This window comes from Microbacterium helvum (genome assembly GCF_014779795.1).
GTDB classification, from domain to species: Bacteria; Actinomycetota; Actinomycetes; order Actinomycetales; family Microbacteriaceae; genus Microbacterium; species Microbacterium helvum.
On sequence record NZ_JACXZS010000002.1, the window covers coordinates 138,575 to 159,876 of the forward strand.

Genomic DNA, 21,302 nt, shown 5'->3' on the forward strand with positions numbered 1-21,302 from the left:
TTCGCGCTCATCGGTCCTGCGTCTCCTTCGTCGAAGGCGAGCCGAGGAGCTGCCAGCCCTCGGTGATGACTCGACCATACAGGACGTCCGGATCCAGGCGCCGGAGCTCCTCCGCGAGGCATTCGCGCAGCGTGCGGCGGGGGAACGCAAGCTCGTGGCTCGGCTGCCCGGGCTGCGTGAGGATCGCCGCGCCGGGCGTGGGACGCTCCAGCAGCACCTCGCCGCTCGCGCGCACGAGCGCGACGGACTTGATGCCGTGCGGCCACTCATCGGCGTCGAGATACGCCCAGTCCACCGGCACGTCCAGCGTCAGGCGCAGCCAGGCCGCGAGCAGCGCGGTCGAGGGCGAGTCGCTCGCGCCGCGCACGCGCACGCCCAGAACCGGCTCGTACGGTGGCTGGTCGAGGATCGCGGCCAGCTGCTCGCGCCAGCGGGTCAGCCGGGTCCACGCGAGGTCGGTGTCGCCGGGGGCGTACTGGGCGCCCAGCCCCGCGACGAAGGCCGACGGATCGGACTGGGCCGCGGCATCCGTGATCCGGCGCTGCGCGATGCGGCCGATGGAGGTCTTCGAGATGTTCTCGGGCGTGCGGTTCGGCCACCACACCACGACGGGCGCGTCCGGGAGCAGCAGCCCGGTGACGAGGCTCTCGAGGTTCGAGCGCCCGGCGTCGCCGAAGGCGCGCAGCGTCACGACCTCGCTCGCGCCGGCGTCGCCGCCGACGCGGATCTGCGCGTCGAGGCGAGACTCCTCGTCGTAGCCGTCCTGCAGCATCACCACGATGACCCGCATCGGGTGCTCACGGGATGCGTCGTTGGCGGCCTCGATGACCTCTTCGACGGCGGCCTCGCGCGTCAGGATGATAAGCGTCAGCACACGGCCGAGCGCGACCGCGCCGCCCTCTTCGCGCACGTTGACGAGCGCGCGCGAGATCTTGCTGACGGTGGTGTCGGGCAGGTCGACGATCACGGGCGCCTCCAGGTACGGCCGTCGCGGGCGAGCATCTCGTCCGCGGAGTCCGGGCCCCACGACCCGGGCGAGTACTGTTCGAGCGGTCCGCCCTGGGCATCCCAGAACTTCTCGATCGGGTCGAGGATCTTCCACGACAGCTCGACCTCTTCGTGCCGCGGGAACAGGGGCGGGTCGCCCAGCAGCACGTCGAGGATGAGCCGCTCGTAGGCCTCGGGGCTGGCTTCGGTGAAGGCGTGGCCGTAGCCGAAGTCCATCGTCACGTCGCGCACCTGCGCACCCGCGCCCGGCACCTTCGACCCGAAGCGGATCGTAACGCCCTCGTCGGGCTGCACGCGGATGACCAGGGCGTTCTGCCCCTGACCCGCGGTCTGCCCCTGACGGAAGAGCATCTCGGGCGCACGTTTGAAGACGACCGCGATCTCGGTCACGCGGCGACCGAGGCGCTTGCCGGTGCGCAGGTAGAAGGGGACGCCCGCCCAGCGGCGGGTGTTGATCTCCAGGGTGATGGCGGCGTACGTCTCGGTCGTCGACTTCGGGTTCATCCCGTCCTCTTCGAGGAAGCCGAGCACCTTCTCGCCACCCTGCCAGCCGCCGGCGTACTGGCCGCGCGCGGTCGAGCGCTCCAGGTCGGCCGGGAGCGTGACGGCGGCGAGCACCTTCTCCTTCTCGGCGCGGAGGTCCTTCGCGTCGAACGAGATGGGCTCCTCCATCGCGGTGAGCGCGAGCAGCTGCAGGAGATGGTTCTGGATGACGTCGCGTGCGGCGCCGACACCGTCGTAGTAGCCGGCACGGCCGCCGACGCCGATGTCCTCGGCCATCGTGATCTGCACGTGGTCGACGTAGTTGCGGTTCCAGATCGGCTCGTACAGCTCGTTCGCGAAGCGCAGCGCGAGGATGTTCTGCACCGTCTCTTTGCCGAGGTAGTGGTCGATGCGGAAGATCGAGTCCGTCGGGAACGTCGAGCGCAGCACGTCGTTCAGGGCACGCGCCGATTCGAGGTCGTGGCCGAAGGGCTTCTCGATGACGACGCGGCGCCAGCGGTCGGGCTGGTCGGCGGTGTCGTCGACGAGGCCCGAGGACTTCAGCTGCTCGGCGACCACCGCGAAGTCCTTCGGCGGGATCGACAGGTAGAACGCGTGGTTGCCCATCGTGCCGCGCTCGGTGTCGAGCCGGTCGACGGTCTCGCGCAGGCGGCGGAACGCATCCGGGTCGCCGAACTCGCCCGAGACGAACCGGATGCCCTGGAGCAGCTGCTGCCAGGTCTCGTCGCGGAACTCGGTGCGCGCGTGCTGGCGAACGGCGTCATAGACGACCTTCGCGAAGTCCTGGTCCTCCCAGTCGCGGCGTGCGAACCCGACCAGGGCGAACCCCGGGGGCAGCAGACCGCGGTTGGCGAGGTCGTAGACGGCGGGCATGAGCTTCTTGCGGGAGAGGTCTCCCGTGACGCCGAAGATGACGAGCGCGCTCGGACCCGCGATGCGGTTGAGGCGACGGTCTTCGGGGTCGCGCAGCGGGTTGTGCCCGCGCGTGATCTCGACGGTCATGAGGGGGCTTGAGCTCCTACTGGGCCGCTTCGAAGAGCGACAGCACTTCGATCTGCGGGTCGGTCAGGGTGAGGGTCACGACGGGACGGCCGTGGCCGTCGGCGAGCACGGCCGCGTCGCCCGCAGCCTGCGCCTGGATGAGCTGCCCGAACGTGAACGGACGGTCGGGGATCTCGAGATCGACGTCGGTCTGCTCGAGGATCTGCAGGAACACGCCGTTCGCGGGGCCGCCCTTGTGGTACTGCCCGGTGGAGTGCAGGAACCGCGGCCCCCAGCCGAACGTGGTCGGCCGGCCGGAGTCGGCAGCCACCAGCTCGCGCAGGCCCTCGAGCTGCGGCAGCGCGAGACGGTTCACGTACGCCTGGATGGCGACGTAGCCGTCCTCGGGAAGCTGCGCCCACAGCGCGTCCAGCACGCCGGCGACGGTTCCGGATGCTGCCAGTGCAGGATCCGAGACACGCACCTCGACGCCGTCCACGGCGAATGCCGGGGCAGTGGCCTCGGGACGGGCGTCGAGGAGGCCGCGCGCGGCGACCTTCGCCGACTCGACGTCGGGCTGGTCGAAGGGGTTGATGCCCAGCATCCGCCCCGCGATCGCCGTGGCGTACTCCCACACGACGAACTGCGCGCCGAGCGAACCGCTGACGAGGATCTCGCCCTCGTGGTGCTCGAACAGGTGGAACTGCTTCGCCTCGTCGACGAATCGGACGACCTGCAGATCGGCGGGCTTCGCGTCGACCTCGGGTGAGACCGGCAGCAGCACGACCGGAAGGATGCCGGTGCCTTCCTTGCCCGTCGACTCGGCGACGAGCTGCTCGATCCAGTCCGGCAGCCCCACGATGTGCGTGCCGTCGGTGATGAGACCCAGCTTGTCCTTCCGGGGCTCACCGCCGGCGATCGCCGCGGCCAGGACGAGCGCGGGGTTGTCAGGGCTGTCGATCGCGACTTCGAGGAGCGACGCCTCGGCCTCGTCGAGCAGCTCGGAGATGTCGGCGCCGGCAAGGCCGGCGGGCACGAGCCCGAACGCGGTCAGGGCCGAGTAGCGTCCGCCGACCGTGGGGTCGGCGTTGAACACCGTGTAGCCGTCGGCGCGGGCCGACTGGTCCAGCGGCGAGCCTGGGTCGGTGACGACGACGATCCGCTCGGCCGGGTCGATCCCGAGGTCGCGGAACGCGGCCCCGAACGCGCGCTTGGCCGAATCGGTCTCGACGGTGGAGCCGGACTTCGACGACACCACGAGCACGGTGCGGGTGAGGTCGCCGCCCTCGGCATCGCCGTCGATCGCGGCGAGCACCTGGCCCGGTGCGGTCGAGTCCAGGATCACCAGCGGCACGCCGGCCGTCTGCGCGATGACCTCGGGCGCGAGGGACGAGCCGCCCATGCCGGCGAGCACGACGCGCGTGACGTTCTGCGCGCGCAGCCGCTCGCGCAGCGCCAGGATCTCCGGAACGAGCGGGCGCGAGACGCTGACCGCCTCGACCCAGCCGAGACGCTGGGATGCCTCGGCCTCGGCCTCGGGGCCCCACAGCGAGGCGTCGCCCGCCGTGATGCCCGAGGCCACGAGGCTCGCGACCAGTCCGGGGAGCGTCGCCTCGACGACCGACTTGACGTGCCCCGACAGGTGGATGTCGAAGCTCATCGCGCAGCCTGGACCGCGTCTTCGAGCGCCGTCTTGACGGTGCCCTGCAGGTCGTGCCACGAGGCGATGAACTTCGACACGCCTTCGTCTTCGAGCACCTGGGTGACATCGGCGAAGTCGACGCCCGCGGCGGCGAGACGGTCGAACACCTCGTGCGCGGCGGCGTACGTGCCGGTGACCGCGTCGCCGGCGACCTGGCCGTGGTCGAAGGTCGCCTCGAGCGTCTTCTCGGGCATCGTGTTGACAGTGCCCGGGGCGACGAGCTCGGTGACGTACAGCGTGTCGGGCAGGTTCGGGTCCTTGACACCGGTGGAGGCCCACAGCGGACGCTGGACGTGGGCGCCGGCGTCCGTCAGCGCCTTCGCGCGGTCGGTGGCGAACTGCTGCTCGAACAGCTCGTACGCGAGACGGGCGTTCGCGACACCGGCGAGGGACTTCAGCGCTTCGGCCTCGTCGGTGCCGATCGCCGCGAGGCGCTTGTCGACCTCGGTGTCGACGCGCGACACGAAGAACGAGGCGACGGAGTGGATCTTCGAGATGTCGTGGCCGTTCTCCTGGGCCTGCTCGAGGCCGGCGAGGAACGCCTCGATGACCTCGGCGTAGCGCTCGAGGCTGAAGATCAGCGTCACGTTGACCGAGATGCCCTCGGCGAGCACCGCCGTGATGGCGGGCAGGCCGGCCTTGGTGGCGGGGATCTTGATGTGCACATTGGGGCGGTCGACCGTGGCCCACAGCTCTTTGGCCTGCGCGATGGTCGCGTCGGTGTCGTGGGCGAGGTCGGGCGAGACCTCGATCGACACGCGGCCGTCGACGCCGTCGGTCGCCTCGTAGACGGGACGGAAGATGTCGGCGGCATCCCGCACGTCATCGGTCGTCGCGGCGAAGATCGCGTCGTCGACGGATGCCCCGGATGCCGCCAGCTCGGCGATCTGGGCGGCGTACGAGTGTCCGCCGCCTCCGATCGCGCCCTGGAAGATCGTCGGGTTCGTCGTGACGCCAGAGACGTTGCGCGTCGAGATGAGCTCGGTCAGGTTTCCCGACGTGATGCGCTCACGCGACAGGTCGTCGAGCCAGATGCTCACGCCCGCGGCGACCAGCTTCTCGGTGGGGGTGCTCATGCTGCGTTCTCCTCGTGTTACTCGGCCGATGCGGCCGCGACGGTCTCGCGGGCGGCTTCGACGACGTGCTCGGCGGTGATGCCGAACTTCTGGAACAGGGTCTTGTAGTCGGCGGAGGCGCCGAAGTGGTCGATGGCGACGGAGCGGCCGGCGTCGCCGACGATGCCCCGCCAGGTGAGCGCGGAGCCGGCCTCGACCGACACGCGCGCCTTGACGGCGGCGGGCAGCACCTTCTCGCGGTACGCCTCGTCCTGCTCGGCGAACCACTCCAGCGAGGGAGCCGACACGACGCGGGCGTTGACTCCCTCGGCGGCGAGGGTCTCGCGCGCCGCGACGGCGAGCTGGACCTCGGAGCCGGTGGCGATGAGGATCACGTCCGGGGTGCCGCTCGGCGCCTCGGCCAGGATGTACGCGCCCCTGGCGACACCGTCGGTCGAGGCGAACACGTCGCCCGAGGCCTCTCCTTCACCGCGGGGGAACACCGGGATGTTCTGACGCGTCAGCGCGATGCCCGTGGGACCGCCCTGACGGCGCACGATCTCGAGCCACGCGGCCGAGGTCTCGTTCGCGTCGGCAGGCCGCACGACCGCGAAGTTGGGGATGGCGCGCAGCGTCGCCAGCTGCTCGATCGGCTGGTGCGTGGGGCCGTCCTCGCCGAGGGCGACCGAGTCGTGCGTCCACACGAAGATCGACGGGATGTCCATCAGCGCGGCCAGACGCACCGACGGCCGCATGTAGTCGCTGAAGATCAGGAACGTGCCGCCGAACGGACGCGTCGGCCCGTGGAGCTTGATGCCGTTGACGATCGCGCCCATCGCGTGCTCGCGGATGCCGAAGTGCAGCACGCGGCCGTACGGGTCGCCCGACCACTCGTGGGTGGACCACTCGGCCGGGATGAACGACTTCGCGTCCTTGATCGTGGTGAGGTTCGACTCCGCGAGGTCGGCGGAGCCGCCCCACAGCTCGGGCAGCACCGCGGCCAGCGCGTTGATGACGGTGCCCGATGCGGCGCGCGTCGACACCTCTTTGCCCGCCTCGAACGAGGGGAGTGCGGAGGCCACGTCCGCGGGCAGCTCGCCCGCCTCGAGCCGGTCGAACAGCGCCTTGCGCTCGGGGTTGGCCGCGGCCCACGCGTCGAACGAGGACTGCCACGCGGCGCGCTCCTCGGCGGCCCGGTCCTTCAGGGCGCGGGTGTGCGCGATCACGTCGTCGGCGACGACGAAGGACTGCTCGGGGTCGAAGCCCAGCACCTTCTTCGTCGCGGCGAGCTCGTCGGCGCCGAGGGCCGAGCCGTGGATCTTGCCGGTGTTCTGCTTGCCGGGGGACGGCCAGCCGATGATCGTGCGCAGGATGATGAGCGAGGGCTTCGCGGTCTCGCCCTTGGCGGCCTCGATGGCCGCGTACAGCTCGGCGACGTCTTCGACGTACTCGCCGGTCTTCTTCCAGTCCACGACCTGCACGTGCCAGCCGTAGGACTCGTAGCGCTTCGCGACGTCCTCGGTGAAGGCGACGTTGGTGTCGTCCTCGATCGAGATCTGGTTCGAGTCGTAGATCGCGATGAGGTTGCCGAGCTCCTGGTGGCCCGCGAGGCTCGACGCCTCGGAGGTGACGCCCTCCTGCAGGTCGCCGTCACCGGCGATCACGTACACGTAGTGGTCGAACGGCGACGTGCCCGCGGCGGCGTCCGGGTCGAACAGTCCGCGCTCGTAGCGCGCGGCGTACGCGAAGCCGACCGACGAGGCCAGGCCCTGGCCGAGCGGGCCCGTGGTGATCTCGACGCCCTTGGTGTGCCCGTACTCGGGGTGGCCCGGGGTCAGCGAGCCCCACGTGCGCAGCGCCTTCAGGTCGTCGAGCTCGAGCCCGAAGCCGCCGAGGTACAGCTGCACGTACTGGGTCAGCGACGAGTGCCCGGCCGACAGGATGAACCGGTCACGGCCCACCCAGTGCGTGTCGGCGGGGTCGTGACGCAGGACGCGCTGGTAGAGGAGGTATGCCGCGGGAGCAAGGCTCATCGCCGTTCCCGGGTGGCCGTTGCCGACCTTCTCCACGGCGTCCGCCGCGAGGACGCGAGCGGTGTCCACCGCGCGCCGATCGATCTCTTCCCAACGCAGTTCCGACACCCAGGCGCCTTTCTCGAGGAGGTGCGCCCGGCAGATGGCCGATTCGCGGCCCTTGTCCGGATGGAGAAGGGGAGATCGGCGGCGGGCGCGCGTGTGTTCAGCATAGCGAAGCGGTATGCCGCCCAGGCCATGCGAGCCGTCAATGTGACAGAGTCTTGCGAACCCGATTGCGCGCGCGGTCACCGGCGGGTGACGCGCTCGTCACGATCCGCTCACTCCGTCGTCCGCTCCGTTGTGATCGGTTACACCCTCGTCGGCGCCCGCCTCGGGCCGGGTCGGGGCGGCCCTATGCCCTAGACTCGAGGGGATTCTGCAGGCGGCGATAGCGGGGGCCATGGACAGCACGAAGACGGCCGGGGGCGAGGCATCCACTTCCGTCGACGCACCCCGCCAGACTCGCCAGGGATTCGGCCGCACCGTCAAGGCGTACGTCGCCCTGATGAAGCCGCGCGTCCTCGAACTGCTGCTGGTCACCACCGTTCCGGTGATGATCCTCGCGCAGGGCGGCTTCCCGAGCCTGTGGCTCATCATCGCCACCGTCATCGGCGGCACCGCGAGCGCCGGCTCCGCCGCGGCGTTCAACATGTACCTCGACCGCGACATCGACGCGCACATGCAGCGGACGGTGAACCGTCCGCTCGTGACGGGCGAGGTGTCGCCGCGCGGCGCGCTGATCTTCGCGTGGTCGCTCGCCGTGTTCTCCACGGTGTGGCTGTGGCTCACCACGAACTGGCTCGCCGCGACGCTGTCGGCCGTCGCCATCTTCTTCTACGTCGTGATCTACACGATGATCCTGAAGCGCCGCACCGAGCAGAACATCGTGTGGGGCGGCATCGCCGGCTGCTTCCCGGTGCTCATCGGCTGGACGGCCGTGACCGGCTCGCTCGCGTGGCCGCCCGTGATCCTCTTCGCTCTCGTCTTCCTGTGGACGCCGCCGCACTACTGGCCGCTGTCGATGAAGTACAAGGACCAGTACGAGAACGTCGACGTGCCGATGCTCGGCGCCACGCGCGCCGGCTCACAGGTGGGCCTGCAGGTCATCCTGTACGCGTGGGCGACCGTCGTGTGCTCGCTGCTGCTGATCCCCGTCGCCGGCATGGGGCTCGTCTACACCGTCTCGGCCGTCGTCTTCGGCGGGTGGTTCATCTACGAGTCGCACGTGCTCTACAACCGCGCCGTGCGTGGCACCGAGCCGCGGCCGATGCGCGTGTTCCACGCCTCGATCACGTATCTCACGCTGCTGTTCGTGGCCATCGCGATCGACCCGCTGCTGCCGTTCTGAGCCTGGGCGCGGCGGGGCTCATCCTGCCGCGTTCGCGTCGAGGAACGTCAGCACGGCGCGCACACGACGGTTCTCGGTGTCGGACGGCGTGATCGCGAGCTTCGTGAAGATGCTCGTCACGTGGCTCTCGACGGTGCGCTCGGTCAGCCACAGGCGAGCCGCGATGCCCGCGTTCGTCAGCCCCTCGGCCATGAGCGCGAGCACCTCGCGTTCCCGCGCGCTCAGGGGATCGAGCCGCCCCTCGGCGGCGCGCGCCCCCACCAGCCGTGCCACGACCTCCGGGTCCAGTGCGGTGCCGCCCTGCCGCACGCGCTCGAGCGTGTCGAGGAACTCGTCGAAGGCGAGCACGCGGTCCTTGAGCAGATAGCCGAAGCGGCCGCGGGGGAGCAGGTGCATCGCGTGGCGCGCCTCGATGTGCTGCGACAGCAGCACGATCCCGACCGCGGGATCGGCATCGCGGATCGCGACGGCTGCGCGTGCACCGTCGTCGGTGCCGTCCGGCGGCATGCGGATGTCGAGCACGACGACGTCCGGCCGCAGCGACCGGGCCAGGTCCACGGCCGTGAGCGCGTCGCCGCAGCTGCCGACCACCTGCTGCCCGGCATCCATCAGCAGCCGGGTCAGTCCCTCGCGGAACAGGGCCGAGTCCTCGGCGATCAGGACTCGCACGGCAGCTCCGCCTCCAGCGCGGTGCCCGATCCGGCGCGCGAGTCGATCCGCAGCGCGCCGCCGACCGCGCGGACGCGATCGGCGAGACCCGCCAGCCCGCCGCCGGTGCGCGCCGTGGCGCCCCCGGCGCCGTCGTCGATCACGCGCACGCGCACGACGTCGCCGGTCCGGACGACCGATACCGTCAGCTGCGCCGCGTGCGCGTGCTTGATCGCGTTCGCGATGCCCTCGCTGGCCACGTAGTACGCGGTCGTCGCCACGACGTCCGGAATCCCGTCCCCGTCCAGGTGCACCTCGACGGGGACGGCCGATGCGCTCGAGAGGTCCGCGAGGGCGGCCGCCAGGCCGTCGTCGAGGCGGCTGGGGCGCAGCCCGTGCGCGACGGCGCGGAGTTCTGAGATGGATGCCGCGACCGCCTCGATCGCGTCGTCGAGGGCGTGCGCGACATCGAGCTCGCCCCGCGCCTCGCGTCGCTGGGCGAGGCGCAGCGACATCCCGAGGCTGACCAGTCGCTGCTGCGCACCGTCGTGCAGGTCGCGCTCGAGGCGACGGCGCTCGTCGGTCTCGGCCGTCATGAGCCGCCGTCTGCTCTCTTCGGCCTCGCGCAGAGCGCGGGCGAGCTGCGCGCGCTGACGGGCGAGTTCGAGCAGGGGAGCGGCGGCATCGACGATCCGCTGCGGCACCGCCTCGGCGGCGCGGACGATCGTCGCGATCCGGGCCCCTCCGACGGTGACGGGCGTGGCGACGCCGGCGGTGACGGGAGGGATGCCGCGACCGGCGTCGGCGGTCAGCACGTAGTCGACCGTGACGTCCGGATCTTCGAGGCCCGACCGGAGCACGGCGACGACCCGCTCCGGCGGCGCCGCACCGCGGTGGACGTCGGCGAGGAGCCGGCGCAGCGCGTCGACGGTGCGCTCCGCACGCGGGAAGAGGACCGCGGCCACGGCCCGCTCCAGCGGACGCCGCAGCAGCATCACGGCCAGGACGGCGGCAGCGGTCGCGGCCGCCGCGATCGCCACAGCCCCGCTGTCGGGCACGAGGTCGGCCAGCGCGGTGGCGGCCGCGACGATCCCGAGCACCGCGAGCAGCAGCACGCACCAGGTCGCGACCCGCACGATCCAGAAGTCGGCGTCCGCGTTCGCCGTGAGCAGGGCGCCGCCGATGGACAGCGGGATCGCGACGCAGAACACGGCGATCCCCACCAGGACGGCATCCACCCCTCCCCACAGCAGGTACGACGCCCAGCACAGCAGCAGGGCGAGCGGGACGATCGCCGCCGCGATCGCGAGCCAGCGGAGTCGTCGCCGGGTGATCCCCGTCGAGCGGCGGTATCGCACCAGCGTCGAGACCGCGCCGGCCACCAGGCAGGCGAGGAACAGCGGAAGCAGGGCGAGCGCGAGGACGCCGGCCCACGGCACCGTGCCCCACGGGTGGGGCGCCTGCGCGAACGGCGCAGGGTACGCGTCCGGCGCGACGGCGACGAGCAGGTCGAACGCGACGCCGGTCGCGAGCACGGTCCATGCGGTGATCCGCTCGAAGGCGGTCTCGAACCGCCCGGTCGGAAAGAGCGCCAGCACCCACACCCACGGCGCGTACAGCACCATCCACCAGCCGGCCGAGAGGGCGATCAGCCACGTCGCGGTCGGCAGCCCGGCGTCCGCGGCGCCCCGCAGGTAGGTGTCGACCGCGGCCGCCACGACGATCCCGAGCCCCGCCGCCGCCAGCGCGATCCCGACGGCCAGCCGCGTGCGCATCGCGACGGCGGGCCCGAGCACCAGCGCCGGGATCGAGATCGCGACGGCGAACGCCAGCCACGCCGCACCCGCGGACGAGGCGGCGACGCCCACGACGCCCACCCCGATCGCGGGCAGGGCGAGCAGTGCGACCGTCGTCGCGATCACCGCGTTGCGCGGCGCGGTGCCGGAGGTGCGCTCCACCGCACCAGGGTAGGGCGCACGGGCGCCGCGCGACATCGTGGAAACCCCGCACCGGGACGTGCGGTCGTCCGCGATGTGCGCAGCGGCCTCGGCGCGGGACGCTCGGAGTGCCGGTGAGAACCGGTCGCCGAGACGACGCACCGCGCGTCGTCCGGCGCGAGAGAGGAGGCAACCATGGCCGTCGAGACGCTGCCGGCCGGTGTCCGGACGATCCAGGAGCGCGGACGCCGCTGGCGTCCGTTCTGGCGGTGGACGGCGGCGATCGCGCTGCCGATCGGGCCGCTGTCGATCCTGGTGGGACGCACGATCCTGCCCTACTGGACGGACGACCCGCCCGACAAGATCGCGGCGGCGGTCATCGAGAACCGCGGCCTCATGGAGGTGATCGGCTGGCTCGGCCTGATCGCCGCGCCGGCGATGCTCCTCGGCGCGTTGACGCTCGGCTACCTGGCCCGTCGAGGGGCGCCGCTGCTGGCGACCCTCGGCGCCGCGCTCACGTTCGTGGCCTTCGCGAACTGGTCGGCCGCGGGCAACTCCGATCTGCTCGCGCAGACCATGGCCGACGTCGGCTACGACGTGTCCGACATCACGCGTCTCGGCACCGCGCTGTCTGAGTCGGCGATCGGCAGCTTCACGGGCATGTTCTGGGTCGTCGGGCACATCCTGGGGATGGTGCTGCTCGGCGTCGCACTGGGGAGGGCGCATGTCGTCAACTGGTGGGTCGCGGGGGCGTTGATCGTCTCGCAGCCGATGCACCTGGTGTCGGCGATCATCCTGCCTTCGCGCTGGCTGGACGCGACGGCCGGCTGGGGCTTCACGACGCTCGCGTTCGTCGTCGTTGCGGTCGTCGTGGCGCGCATGCCCGACGACGAGTGGGACCCCTGGCCCGTCGCGCCGCGGCGCACCTGAGCGGGATTCGTCGTCGATCCTCGGGCCCCTGTCGATTCCGGCAGGGGCTCGTTCGTCGGAACGATGAAGGGGCACAATGCCTCAGGGCGAAGAAGGAGCGAATGATGGCGCAGTACCTGATCCTGATCTACGGCGATGAGGCGCAGTGGGATGCCCGCACCGAAGACGGCATGCGTGCCACCGATGCGGGCCACCAGGCCTTCACCGAACGCGCGGGCGGGGCGATCCTCGCGTCGGGCGAGCTCGAGCCGAGCATCACCGCCACGACCGTGCGTGCCGGCGGCGAGCGACCGCTGATCACCGATGGGCCGTTCCTGGAAACCAAGGAGGTGCTCGGCGGGTTCTACCTCGTCGACGTGCCCGATCTCGACGAGGCGCTGGCGCTGGCGGCGCTGCTGCACGAGACCACCGAGGACCACGGCGGCGTGCAGGTCCAGCCGCTCGTGCAGCACGGCTGAGCGATCGATGGATGCCGTCACGCCGCCCATTCCCGTCGACGATGCGCTGACCGTGCTCGCCGCGGCGCACCGTGAGGAGTGGGCGGCTGTCGTCGCGTCCACCGCGCGTCTCACCGGGGACCTCGATCTCGCCGAGGAGTGCACCCAGGAGGCGTTCGCCCGGGCCGTCGAGGGGTGGCCGGATCGCGGCATCCCCGATCGCCCCGGCGCGTGGCTCACGACCGTCGCCGCCAATCGCGCACGCGACGTGCTGCGGCGCGAGGCGGCGCTGCGGCGGCGTCTTCCGCTGCTCGTCACCGAGACCGAGGCCGAGACCGAAGTGAGCTGGTATCCGGACGACCGGCTGCGGCTCATCTTCACGTGCTGCCACCCCGCCATCGCGCGTGAGGCGCAGGTGGCTCTGACGCTGCGGCTGGTGTGCGGCGTGTCGACCGGCGACATCGCCGCGGCGTTCCTGGTGCCCGAGACGACGATGGCCGCGCGCATCACGCGAGCCAAGCGCAAGATCGCCGCCGCACGGATCCCGTTCCGGATCCCCGGGCCCGAAGAGCTGCCCGCCCGCGTCTCGGTCGTGTGCGAGGTGCTGCACCTCGTGTTCACCGTCGGTCATGCGCCCCCGTCCGGCGAGGCGATCGTGCGTGCGGACCTCGTCGACGAGGCGATCGCCCTGACGCGCCTGGTGCACGGGCTGCTGCCGGCCGACCGCGCCGTCACGGGCCTTCTCTCTCTCATGCTGCTGACCGACGCGCGGCGTGACACGCGCGACGAGCTGCTGCCCTTCCAGGACCGGTCGCGATGGGATGGTGCGCTCATCGACGAGGGCCTCGAGCTGCTGGCCGCCGCGACCGCGGGACCCGTCGACCGCTACGCGCTCGCTGCCGCGATCGCCTCCGTCCACGCGCAGGCGCCGACGTGGGACGACACCGACTGGGCGCGGATCGTCGACCTCTACGGCCTGCTGGCGCGCGCGTGGCCGAGTCCCGTCGTCGCGCTCAACGGCGCCGTCGCGATCGGCATGCGCGACGGACCGGCCGCGGGGCTCGCGGCCGTCGACGCCGTCGCGCGCGAGCCCGCCCTGCAGCGCTACGCGTACCTGCCGGCGGCGCGCGCCTCGTTCCTCGCCGACCTCGGCCGCTGGGGCGAAGCCGCCGACGCGTACGCTGAGGCCGCTTCGCTCGCGGGAACCCTCGCCGAGCGCGAACGCCTGCAGGCGCAGACCGCCGACGCGCGCTCACGCGCCGGCTGTGGATAACTCGCGAGGCGGCAGGCGCGGTCCGGTTACGGTGTACGGATGATCCTGCGCGCGACGACGGCGACCCTCGGGCTTGCGGCGGCCGCCGTGATGCTGAGTGGATGCCTCGCCCCCGCGCCGGAGCCGACCCCCACGCCGACGGCGGTCTTCGCCAGCGAGGCCGAGGCCTTCGCCGCAGCGGAGGAGACGTACAGGGCGTACGTGGACGCGGAGAATGCGCGTTGGGCTGACGCAAACTCAGAGCCTTCACCGGAGAGCTTTCTGGTTGCAGCTGCGCTCGACGAAGAGATCGATGTCAACCGGCAGTTCGATGAGGCTGGTATGCGTGCCACCGGACAGAACCGCGTTGATCGAGTCGACGGTGTCGAGGCAGATCTACGAGCGGGCGATGTGTCCATCGACGTGTGCCTGGACGTCACCGACAGCGCAGTGGTGAACGCTGACGGCGAAGATGTCACCCCGCCTGATCGCGCACCTCAGCTGCTCGTTCGCGCCGATCTGACAACGGTCGGTAGTGGCCTACTGATCGAAAGGACCGAGACGCGAAGGGACGATGGCTGTTGAGCCTCTCGGCATTTCTGCTTGCGGCCGTTGTCATGGGCACGGGGTGTACGCCACTGCAGGCGACTGCGGGTATCTGTAACGATCAAGACTCGGTTGTCGTTAGCGATTCACGGACGACTCCCGGGCTACCGGAGCGCAACGCCGAAACTCACTCCGACGGCATCCACGTCCCCCAAGTGATCTACGCCCCAAACACCGGCCGCGCCTGCGACACCCCCACCGAGCTCTGCCTCGGCCGGGATGCACCGGCCGACGCCGTCGTCGCTGCGGGCTTCCCGGCCGTCACGCTCGCCGATCTCGCGTCGTTCCGGCCGGCGACGCCGCAGCTGACGGGGGAGCCGCTCGGGTTCGGAGTCGTGCGGATGCCGACGAACTTCGTGGCCGCGGCATCCGCTCAAGAGATCAGGGGCGTGCTGCTCGGGTACCCGGTGACGGTTCGATTCGTGCCGGTGGCGTACGTGTTCTCGTACGGCGACGGGCAGACGCGGCGCGCCGGCACGGGCGGTGTCGCGTGGACGGCGTCGGGCAGCCCGCAGTTCACCCCGACCGAGACCAGCCACGTGTACCAGGAGCGCGGCGAGTACTCCGCGAGCGTCGCGACCGAGTACGCCGCGGCCGTCGACTTCGGCGCCGGCTGGCAGCCCGTGGACGGCGTCGTCACCGCCCGGACGGCCGCGTACTCGGTGCAGGTCGTCGAGGTGCGCACCGCGCTCGTCGAGCACACGTGCGCCGAGGATCCGCACGCAGCCGGCTGTTGACCGACCCGCCTCAGCCGCGGTCGGCCGCCCGGGGCGACCGCCACTGGTCGTTGAGCGAAGCGAGGAACGAGCGAAGACGAAACGTCGCAAGCCGTACTCGAGAACCCGCGCGTGAGGCGCGAGCATGGTCGGGTCCGATGCGCGGCTCGCCGCGTTTCGTCTCGCTCCGCTCGCTCAACGACCAGAGGGTGGTCGAGCGGAGCGGCGCGAAAGCCGGAGGGCAGGACGCTCAGCGCGTCCCGCCCTCCGGCGTCAGAAGACCGATTCAGCGGGCCGCGACAGGCTCCGCGTCGGCGGGCTCGGCCTCGACAGCGGGCTCGGCCTCGACGGCCGGCTCGGCGTCGATCGCGTCGGCCTCGGACTGCCAGTCGATGGGCTCGACGACCTCGACCGGGGGGACCGGACGCAGCGTCGCGATCGCGGCGATCGCGAGCGTCAGCAGGATGCCGACGATGCCGGCGCCGAGCAGCACGGTGCCGGCGATGGCGACGGACTGACCGACGTAGACGTCGACGGCCGTCGCGGTGTTGTCGGTGAGGACCGCGGTCATCGAGCTCAGCTTGGACGTGAGCAGGTACGCGCCGCCGGCGGCGGTGCCCAGCGACACGACGAAAAGGCCCCAGAACGGGATGCTGCGGACGAGACGGGGACGGGTGGACATGTGTCGATCACTCCTCGAAGGTCGCGACCCGGGTGGTCGCGGCATCCACGATGACAGCACCGTCCGTGCAGCACCCATGCGGATCCTATGCGTTCCCTGTGCGGGAACGCCGGGCAGGCGTCACTCCGCCGGGACGAGCGGGCGCTTCAGGTGCATGACGACAGCCGTCATCACCGCGACCGAGACGGCGGCGAGCACCATGTGCACGCCCACCGCGAGCGGCGGCAGGTCGTTGCGCGCCTGGTACAGGCCGACGCCGATCTGCACGAGCTCGACCGCGAGGAGCGCGATCGTCCAGCGCTGGAAGCCGCGCGCGGCGGGCCCGGCCATCGACGAGCCGATCACGAGCACGAGCGTGAGCGCGAAGAGCGCGTACGCCGGCCACGAGTGCACGTGCTCGAGCAGCGTGGCGTCGAAGCCGTTGCGCAGCGTCACCTCGGGGTCCCCCGAGTGCGGACCCGCGCCGGTGGTCAGCACGCCGATCAGCACCGTGATCGCCAGCACGAGCGACGTGACGTGCGTCACGATCGACAGCCACCGCGGTACGGCGAGCTCGCGCAGTCCCACCGCCTGGCCCATGCGCGCGACGAACGCGGCCGAGACGCCCACCAGCACGAGCGAGACGATGTAGTGGAACGACACCAGATTCGGGTGCAGGTCGAAGATGACGAGGATGCCGCCGACCGCGGCCTGCAGCAGCACCCCGGCGAAGATGATCCAGGCCATGCTCCACAGGTCGCGGCGCTCGTGGCGGATCCGCGACACGAACACGATCACGGCGACCGCGGCGAGGCCGACGAAGAACGACAGTCCGCGGTTCCCGAACTCGATGAGGCTGTGGTAGCTCTGCTCGGCGGTGGGGAACAGCGAGTCCGGCGTGCACAGCGGCCACTCGCATCCCAGACCCGAATCGGTCAGGCGCACGGCGCCGCCGGTGCCGACGATCGCGATCTCGAGCACGAGCGAGATCCAGGCCGCCACGCGCACGCGCGCGTCGACCCGGTCGGGCAGCCACTGGCGGAATCGCCGCCACATGCCGGGCGCGGTGGTCGTCGATGGGTCCGCGGACATCCTGGTGATCGCCTCCAGAGCGAGGCGCCGGACCCCGTGTATGACGGACGGGGCGCGTCCGTGACGGGGTGGAGCCTGTAGAATCGAGGGGTCGGTCGCCGACGCCTCTGGCGTAGCGCACCACCGACAGTCTAGGCGCGATCTCTGCGCCGCTTTGAGAGGGTCCGACGAGCGGCATCCACCCCTGGTAACTCCACCGGGGGAACCGGAATGCCGGGGCGGATGACACCGCAGGACCCGGAGGAGAACGTGACGATGACTGATGTGCTGATCGATCGCCCTGAGCTCGAAGGGCTGGGTGTCTACGAGTTCGGCTGGCACGATCCCGATGCCGCCGGCGCGAGCGCCAAGCGAGGCCTGAGCGACGCGGTCGTCCGCGACATCTCGGCGCTCAAGGCAGAGCCGGAATGGATGCTGAAGACGCGGCTCAAGGGCCTGCAGCTGTTCGACCGCAAGCCGATGCCGACGTGGGGCGCCGACCTCAGCGAGATCGACTTCGAGAACATCAAGTACTTCGTGCGCTCGACCGAGAAGCAGGCGCAGTCGTGGGAGGACCTTCCCGAAGACATCCGCAACACGTACGAGAAGCTCGGCATCCCCGAGGCGGAGCGTCAGCGCCTCGTCGCCGGTGTCGCCGCGCAATACGAGTCCGAGGTGGTCTACCACCAGATCAACGAGCAGCTCGAAGCGCAGGGTGTCATCTTCATGGACACCGACACCGCGCTGCGCGAGCACCCGGAGTTCTTCGAGGAGTACTTCGGCACCGTGATCCCCGCCGGCGACAACAAGTTCGCGGCGCTCAACACGGCCGTCTGGTCGGGCGGCTCGTTCGTCTACGTGCCGCCGGGCGTGCACGTCGAGATCCCGCTGCAGGCCTACTTCCGCATCAACACCGAGAACATGGGCCAGTTCGAGCGGACGCTGATCATCGCCGACGAGGGCTCGTACGTCCATTACATCGAGGGCTGCACCGCGCCCATCTACAAGTCGGACTCGCTGCACTCGGCCGTCGTCGAGATCATCGTGAAGAAGAACGCCCGCGTGCGCTACACGACGATCCAGAACTGGTCGAACAACGTCTACAACCTGGTCACCAAGCGCGCCGTGGCGCATGAGGGCGCGACCATGGAGTGGATCGACGGCAACATCGGCTCGAAGGTGACGATGAAGTACCCGTCGATCTTCCTGATGGGCGAGCACGCCAAGGGCGAGACGCTCTCGGTCGCCTTCGCCGGTCCCGGGCAGCACCAGGACGCCGGCGCCAAGATGATCCACATGGCGCCGTACACGCAGTCCTCGATCGTCTCGAAGTCGATCGCGCGCGGCGGCGGCCGCGCCGGCTACCGCGGCGAGGTCCGGGTCGACGCCAACGCCCACCACTCCGCGAACACCGTCCGCTGCGACGCGCTGCTGGTCGACACGATCTCGCGCTCCGACACGTATCCGGCGATCGACATCCGCGTCGACGACGTGCAGCTCGGCCACGAGGCCACGGTCTCGAAGGTCAGCGAAGAGCAGCTGTTCTACCTGATGAGCCGCGGTCTTCCCGAAGACGAGGCCATGGCCATGATCGTGCGCGGCTTCATCGAGCCGATCGCCCGCGAGCTGCCCATGGAGTACGCGCTCGAACTCAACAAGCTCATCGAGATGGGCATGGAAGGATCCGTCGGCTAGATGAGCCCCACCACTGAGGCCCCCACCGTCCCCGGCGCGAAGGGCCACACCGATGGCGCCGGTGCATTCGTGCCGGTTCAGACGCGCTCCGAGCGCTTCCGCTCCACCGACCCCGCCGCCTTCGAGGCGCCCACGGGTCGCGAGGTCAACTGGAAGCACACGCCCGTCCAGCGCCTGCAGCGCCTGTTCGCGGATGCCGCCGGCGACGCCGGCGCCGTCTCGCTGAGCGTCACCGGGCCGGTCGCGGCCGCCGGCCTCACGGTCGGCCAGGCGCCGCGCGGCGAGGCGTTCGTGCCCGAGGACCTGCCCGCCGCCGTGGCGTGGACGCGGTCCGCAGAGGCGCTGTACGTCTCCATCCCGGCCGAGGCCGAGCTCGACGAGCCCGTCGTGATCGAGGCCGTCGGCGGGGGAGCGGATCTCGTCGCCCACGCGCATGTCGTGGTCGAGGCATCCCGTCACAGCCGCGCGACCGTCGTCCTTCGTCACACCGGCAGCGCGCAGTTCGCGCAGAACGTCGAGGTCATCGTCCGCGAAGGCGCGCACCTCGAACTCGTGACGGTGCAGCGCTGGGACGACGACGCCGTGCACGCGGCGTCGCACCAGGCCCGCGTGGACCGCGACGCGAGCCTGCGTCACGTCGTCGTCAGCTTCGGCGGCGGCGTCGTGCGCGTCAACCCCAGCGTCGAGCTCGCCGGCACCGGATCGCGTGCCGAGCTGTACGGCCTCAGCTACTCCGACTCGGGGCAGCACCTCGAGAGCCAGGTGTATCTGCACCACAAGGGCGCCGAGACCACCGGCGACGTGCTCTACAAGAGCGCGCTGCAGGGTGCGGCCGCCCGCACCGTCTGGATCGGCGACGTCCTCATCGGACCGGATGCCGTCGCGACGGACTCGTACGAGGCGAACCGCAACCTCGTGCTGACCGAGGGCGCACGCGCCGAGTCGATCCCGAACCTCGAGATCGAGACGGGCGACATCCGCGGCGCCGGTCACGCGAGCGCCACCGGTCGCTTCGACGACGAGCAGCTGTTCTACCTGCAGGCGCGCGGCATCCCCGAGCCCGAGGCCCGACGCCTCGTCGTCCTCGGCTTCCTCGCCGAGATCGTGCAGAAGATCGGCGTCGCCGACCTGGAGTCCGAGCTGTTCGCCGCCATCGAAGAAGAACTCGCCAAGGAGGACCTGGCATGACCGCTCAGCGCGCGTGCGCTCTCAGCGACCTCGTGCAGGACGAGGCCCGACGTGTCGAGATCGACGGCGTCGCGATGGCGGTCGTCCTCGACTCCAACGGCGAGGTGCACGCGATCGGCGACACCTGCACCCACGGCGACATCTCGCTGTCCGAGGGCTTCGTCGACGGAGAATCGCTCGAGTGCTGGGCCCACGGCTCGGCCTTCTCGCTGCGCACCGGCAAGCCCCTCAACCTCCCCGCGTACGAGCCGGTCCCGGTGTTCGCGGTCACTGTCGACGGGGATGACGTGCTCATCGACCCGTCCGTCAAGCTCGAAGTGAACTGAAGAAGGTAACGAAGAATGTCTGTCCTCGAGATCCGCGACCTCCACGTGACGGTCGAGACGGATGCCGGCACCACCCCCATCCTCAACGGCCTGTCGCTGACCATCCGCACGGGTGAGACCCACGCCATCATGGGCCCCAACGGCTCGGGCAAGTCGACGCTCGCGTACACGATCGCCGGCCACCCCAAGTACACCGTCACGAGCGGTGAGATCACGCTCGACGGCGAGGACGTCCTGGCGATGTCGGTCGACGAGCGCGCCCGCGCCGGCCTGTTCCTGGCGATGCAGTACCCGGTCGAGATCCCCGGCGTCACCGTCACCAACTTCCTCCGCACGGCGAAGACGGCGATCGACGGCGAGGCGCCCTCGATCCGCACCTGGACCAAGGACGTGAAGTCGTCGATGAAGAACCTGCGCATGGACCCGAAGTTCGCGCAGCGCAACGTCAACGAGGGCTTCTCGGGCGGCGAGAAGAAGCGCCACGAGATCCTGCAGCTGGAGCTGCTCAAGCCGCAGATCGCCGTGCTCGACGAGACCGACTCGGGCCTCGACGTCGACGCGCTGAAGATCGTGTCGGAGGGCGTGAACCGCGCCAAGGCAGAGACCGACCTGGGCGTGCTGCTGATCACGCACTACACGCGCATCCTGCGCTACATCCACCCCGACTTCGTGCACGTCATGGTGAAGGGACGCATCGTCGAGGAGGGCGGCCCCGAGCTCGCCGAGCGCCTCGAGGACGAGGGCTACGACCGCTTCCTGCCCGAGGGCGAAGACGAGACGGCCGAAGCCCCCGTGGGCAGCGAAGCGTAGGATCGCTCTTATGACGGCCACTCTCACGCCCGAGAAGTACGACGAGGTCACCGAGGCCCTCAAAGACGTGATGGACCCCGAGCTGGGGATCAACGTCGTCGACCTCGGCCTCATCTACGATCTCGCGTGGGACGACGAGAACGACGCGCTGGTCATCCATATGACGCTCACCTCGGCGGGCTGCCCGCTCACCGACGTGCTCGAAGAGCAGACGGCGCAGGCGCTCGACGACATCGTGGAGCGGTTCCGCATCAACTGGGTGTGGATGCCGCCGTGGGGTCCCGAGCGGATCACCGACGACGGGCGCGACATGATGCGCGCCCTCGGCTTCGCGATCTGACCCGTCCGGGTT

General features: G+C 70.6%; 20 protein-coding genes. 11 read left to right on the forward strand and 9 right to left on the reverse strand.

Annotated elements, in window-relative coordinates; all coding sequences use genetic code 11:
* Positions 1–7 precede the first annotated feature (7 nt).
* Genes IF188_RS03730 through tkt form a run of 5 tightly spaced genes read right to left on the reverse strand, consistent with a single transcriptional unit; the run spans position 8 to position 7,391 of the window.
* Positions 8–967, reverse strand: a complete 960-nt coding sequence (locus IF188_RS03730) for a glucose-6-phosphate dehydrogenase assembly protein OpcA (protein WP_191170453.1) — start codon at positions 965–967, stop codon at positions 8–10.
* Positions 964–2,514, reverse strand: coding sequence for a glucose-6-phosphate dehydrogenase (gene zwf, locus IF188_RS03735; protein ID WP_191170454.1), 1,551 nt, complete (start codon positions 2,512–2,514; stop codon positions 964–966). Before zwf ends, IF188_RS03730 begins: the two co-directional genes overlap by 4 nt.
* 16 nt (positions 2,515–2,530) lie before the next feature.
* Positions 2,531–4,153, reverse strand: coding sequence for a glucose-6-phosphate isomerase (locus tag IF188_RS03740; RefSeq protein WP_191170455.1), 1,623 nt, complete (start codon positions 4,151–4,153; stop codon positions 2,531–2,533).
* Entirely contained in the window at positions 4,150–5,271 is a 1,122-nt protein-coding gene (tal, locus tag IF188_RS03745; RefSeq protein WP_191170456.1) for a transaldolase, read from the reverse strand. Before tal ends, IF188_RS03740 begins: the two co-directional genes overlap by 4 nt.
* Before the next feature lie 17 nt (positions 5,272–5,288).
* A complete protein-coding gene (gene tkt, locus IF188_RS03750) occupies positions 5,289–7,391 on the reverse strand; it encodes a transketolase (RefSeq protein ID WP_191170457.1) in 2,103 nt (700 codons plus the stop codon).
* Positions 7,392–7,725: 334 nt separating this feature from the next.
* Here tkt and IF188_RS03755 point away from each other — a divergent pair, with 334 nt between their 5' ends.
* Positions 7,726–8,673: a heme o synthase gene (locus tag IF188_RS03755; protein ID WP_191170458.1), complete on the forward strand. Its 948-nt coding sequence runs from the start codon at positions 7,726–7,728 to the stop codon at positions 8,671–8,673.
* A gap of 18 nt (positions 8,674–8,691) precedes the next feature.
* Here the strand turns inward: IF188_RS03755 and IF188_RS03760 are convergent, their stop codons facing one another.
* Together IF188_RS03760 and IF188_RS20475 are read right to left on the reverse strand one after the other, a co-directional pair.
* On the reverse strand, positions 8,692–9,342 hold the full coding sequence (locus tag IF188_RS03760) for a response regulator transcription factor (RefSeq protein WP_191170459.1): 651 nt from the start codon (positions 9,340–9,342) through the stop codon (positions 8,692–8,694).
* Positions 9,330–11,279 (reverse strand): sensor histidine kinase, encoded by a 1,950-nt coding sequence (locus tag IF188_RS20475; protein ID WP_191170460.1) that lies wholly within the window; start codon positions 11,277–11,279, stop codon positions 9,330–9,332. The genes IF188_RS03760 and IF188_RS20475 overlap by 13 nt, the downstream gene beginning before the upstream one ends.
* Positions 11,280–11,453: 174 nt before the next feature.
* Between IF188_RS20475 and IF188_RS03770 the strand changes: the two genes are divergently transcribed.
* The 5 genes from IF188_RS03770 (at position 11,454) to IF188_RS03790 (ending at position 15,220) form a co-directional block, all read left to right on the forward strand.
* Positions 11,454–12,188 (forward strand): hypothetical protein, encoded by a 735-nt coding sequence (locus IF188_RS03770; protein WP_191170461.1) that lies wholly within the window; start codon positions 11,454–11,456, stop codon positions 12,186–12,188.
* 104 nt (positions 12,189–12,292) lie between these two features.
* Positions 12,293–12,646, forward strand: a complete 354-nt coding sequence (locus IF188_RS03775; RefSeq protein WP_191170462.1) for a YciI family protein — start codon at positions 12,293–12,295, stop codon at positions 12,644–12,646.
* A gap of 7 nt (positions 12,647–12,653) precedes the next feature.
* Positions 12,654–13,898, forward strand: a complete 1,245-nt coding sequence (locus tag IF188_RS03780) for an RNA polymerase sigma factor (RefSeq protein ID WP_191170463.1) — start codon at positions 12,654–12,656, stop codon at positions 13,896–13,898.
* A gap of 39 nt (positions 13,899–13,937) precedes the next feature.
* On the forward strand, positions 13,938–14,462 hold the full coding sequence (locus tag IF188_RS03785) for a hypothetical protein (RefSeq protein ID WP_191170464.1): 525 nt from the start codon (positions 13,938–13,940) through the stop codon (positions 14,460–14,462).
* A gap of 176 nt (positions 14,463–14,638) precedes the next feature.
* A complete protein-coding gene (locus tag IF188_RS03790) occupies positions 14,639–15,220 on the forward strand; it encodes a hypothetical protein (protein WP_191170465.1) in 582 nt (193 codons plus the stop codon).
* Positions 15,221–15,485: 265 nt separating this feature from the next.
* On the opposite strand, the gene IF188_RS03795 is transcribed toward IF188_RS03790, so the two are convergent.
* The gene (locus IF188_RS03795; RefSeq protein ID WP_191170466.1) at positions 15,486–15,881 is read right to left on the reverse strand and encodes a dinucleotide-utilizing enzyme; all 396 of its coding nucleotides are present in this window, start codon (positions 15,879–15,881) and stop codon (positions 15,486–15,488) included.
* Between the two features lie 120 nt (positions 15,882–16,001).
* Positions 16,002–16,952: a COX15/CtaA family protein gene (locus tag IF188_RS03800; protein ID WP_191170467.1), complete on the reverse strand. Its 951-nt coding sequence runs from the start codon at positions 16,950–16,952 to the stop codon at positions 16,002–16,004.
* 255 nt (positions 16,953–17,207) lie between these two features.
* Here IF188_RS03800 and sufB point away from each other — a divergent pair, with 255 nt between their 5' ends.
* Genes sufB through IF188_RS03825 form a run of 5 tightly spaced genes read left to right on the forward strand, consistent with a single transcriptional unit; the run spans position 17,208 to position 21,290 of the window.
* Complete coding sequence (gene sufB, locus IF188_RS03805; RefSeq protein ID WP_191170468.1) at positions 17,208–18,626, forward strand: Fe-S cluster assembly protein SufB; 1,419 nt, start codon at positions 17,208–17,210, stop codon at positions 18,624–18,626.
* Entirely contained in the window at positions 18,627–19,814 is a 1,188-nt protein-coding gene (gene sufD / locus IF188_RS03810; RefSeq protein WP_191170469.1) for a Fe-S cluster assembly protein SufD, read from the forward strand.
* Complete coding sequence (locus IF188_RS03815) at positions 19,811–20,140, forward strand: non-heme iron oxygenase ferredoxin subunit (protein ID WP_191170470.1); 330 nt, start codon at positions 19,811–19,813, stop codon at positions 20,138–20,140. Before sufD ends, IF188_RS03815 begins: the two co-directional genes overlap by 4 nt.
* A gap of 15 nt (positions 20,141–20,155) precedes the next feature.
* Positions 20,156–20,950, forward strand: coding sequence for a Fe-S cluster assembly ATPase SufC (gene sufC, locus IF188_RS03820; protein WP_191170471.1), 795 nt, complete (start codon positions 20,156–20,158; stop codon positions 20,948–20,950).
* A gap of 10 nt (positions 20,951–20,960) precedes the next feature.
* The gene (locus IF188_RS03825) at positions 20,961–21,290 is read left to right on the forward strand and encodes a metal-sulfur cluster assembly factor (RefSeq protein ID WP_045298811.1); all 330 of its coding nucleotides are present in this window, start codon (positions 20,961–20,963) and stop codon (positions 21,288–21,290) included.
* Positions 21,291–21,302 lie beyond the last annotated feature (12 nt).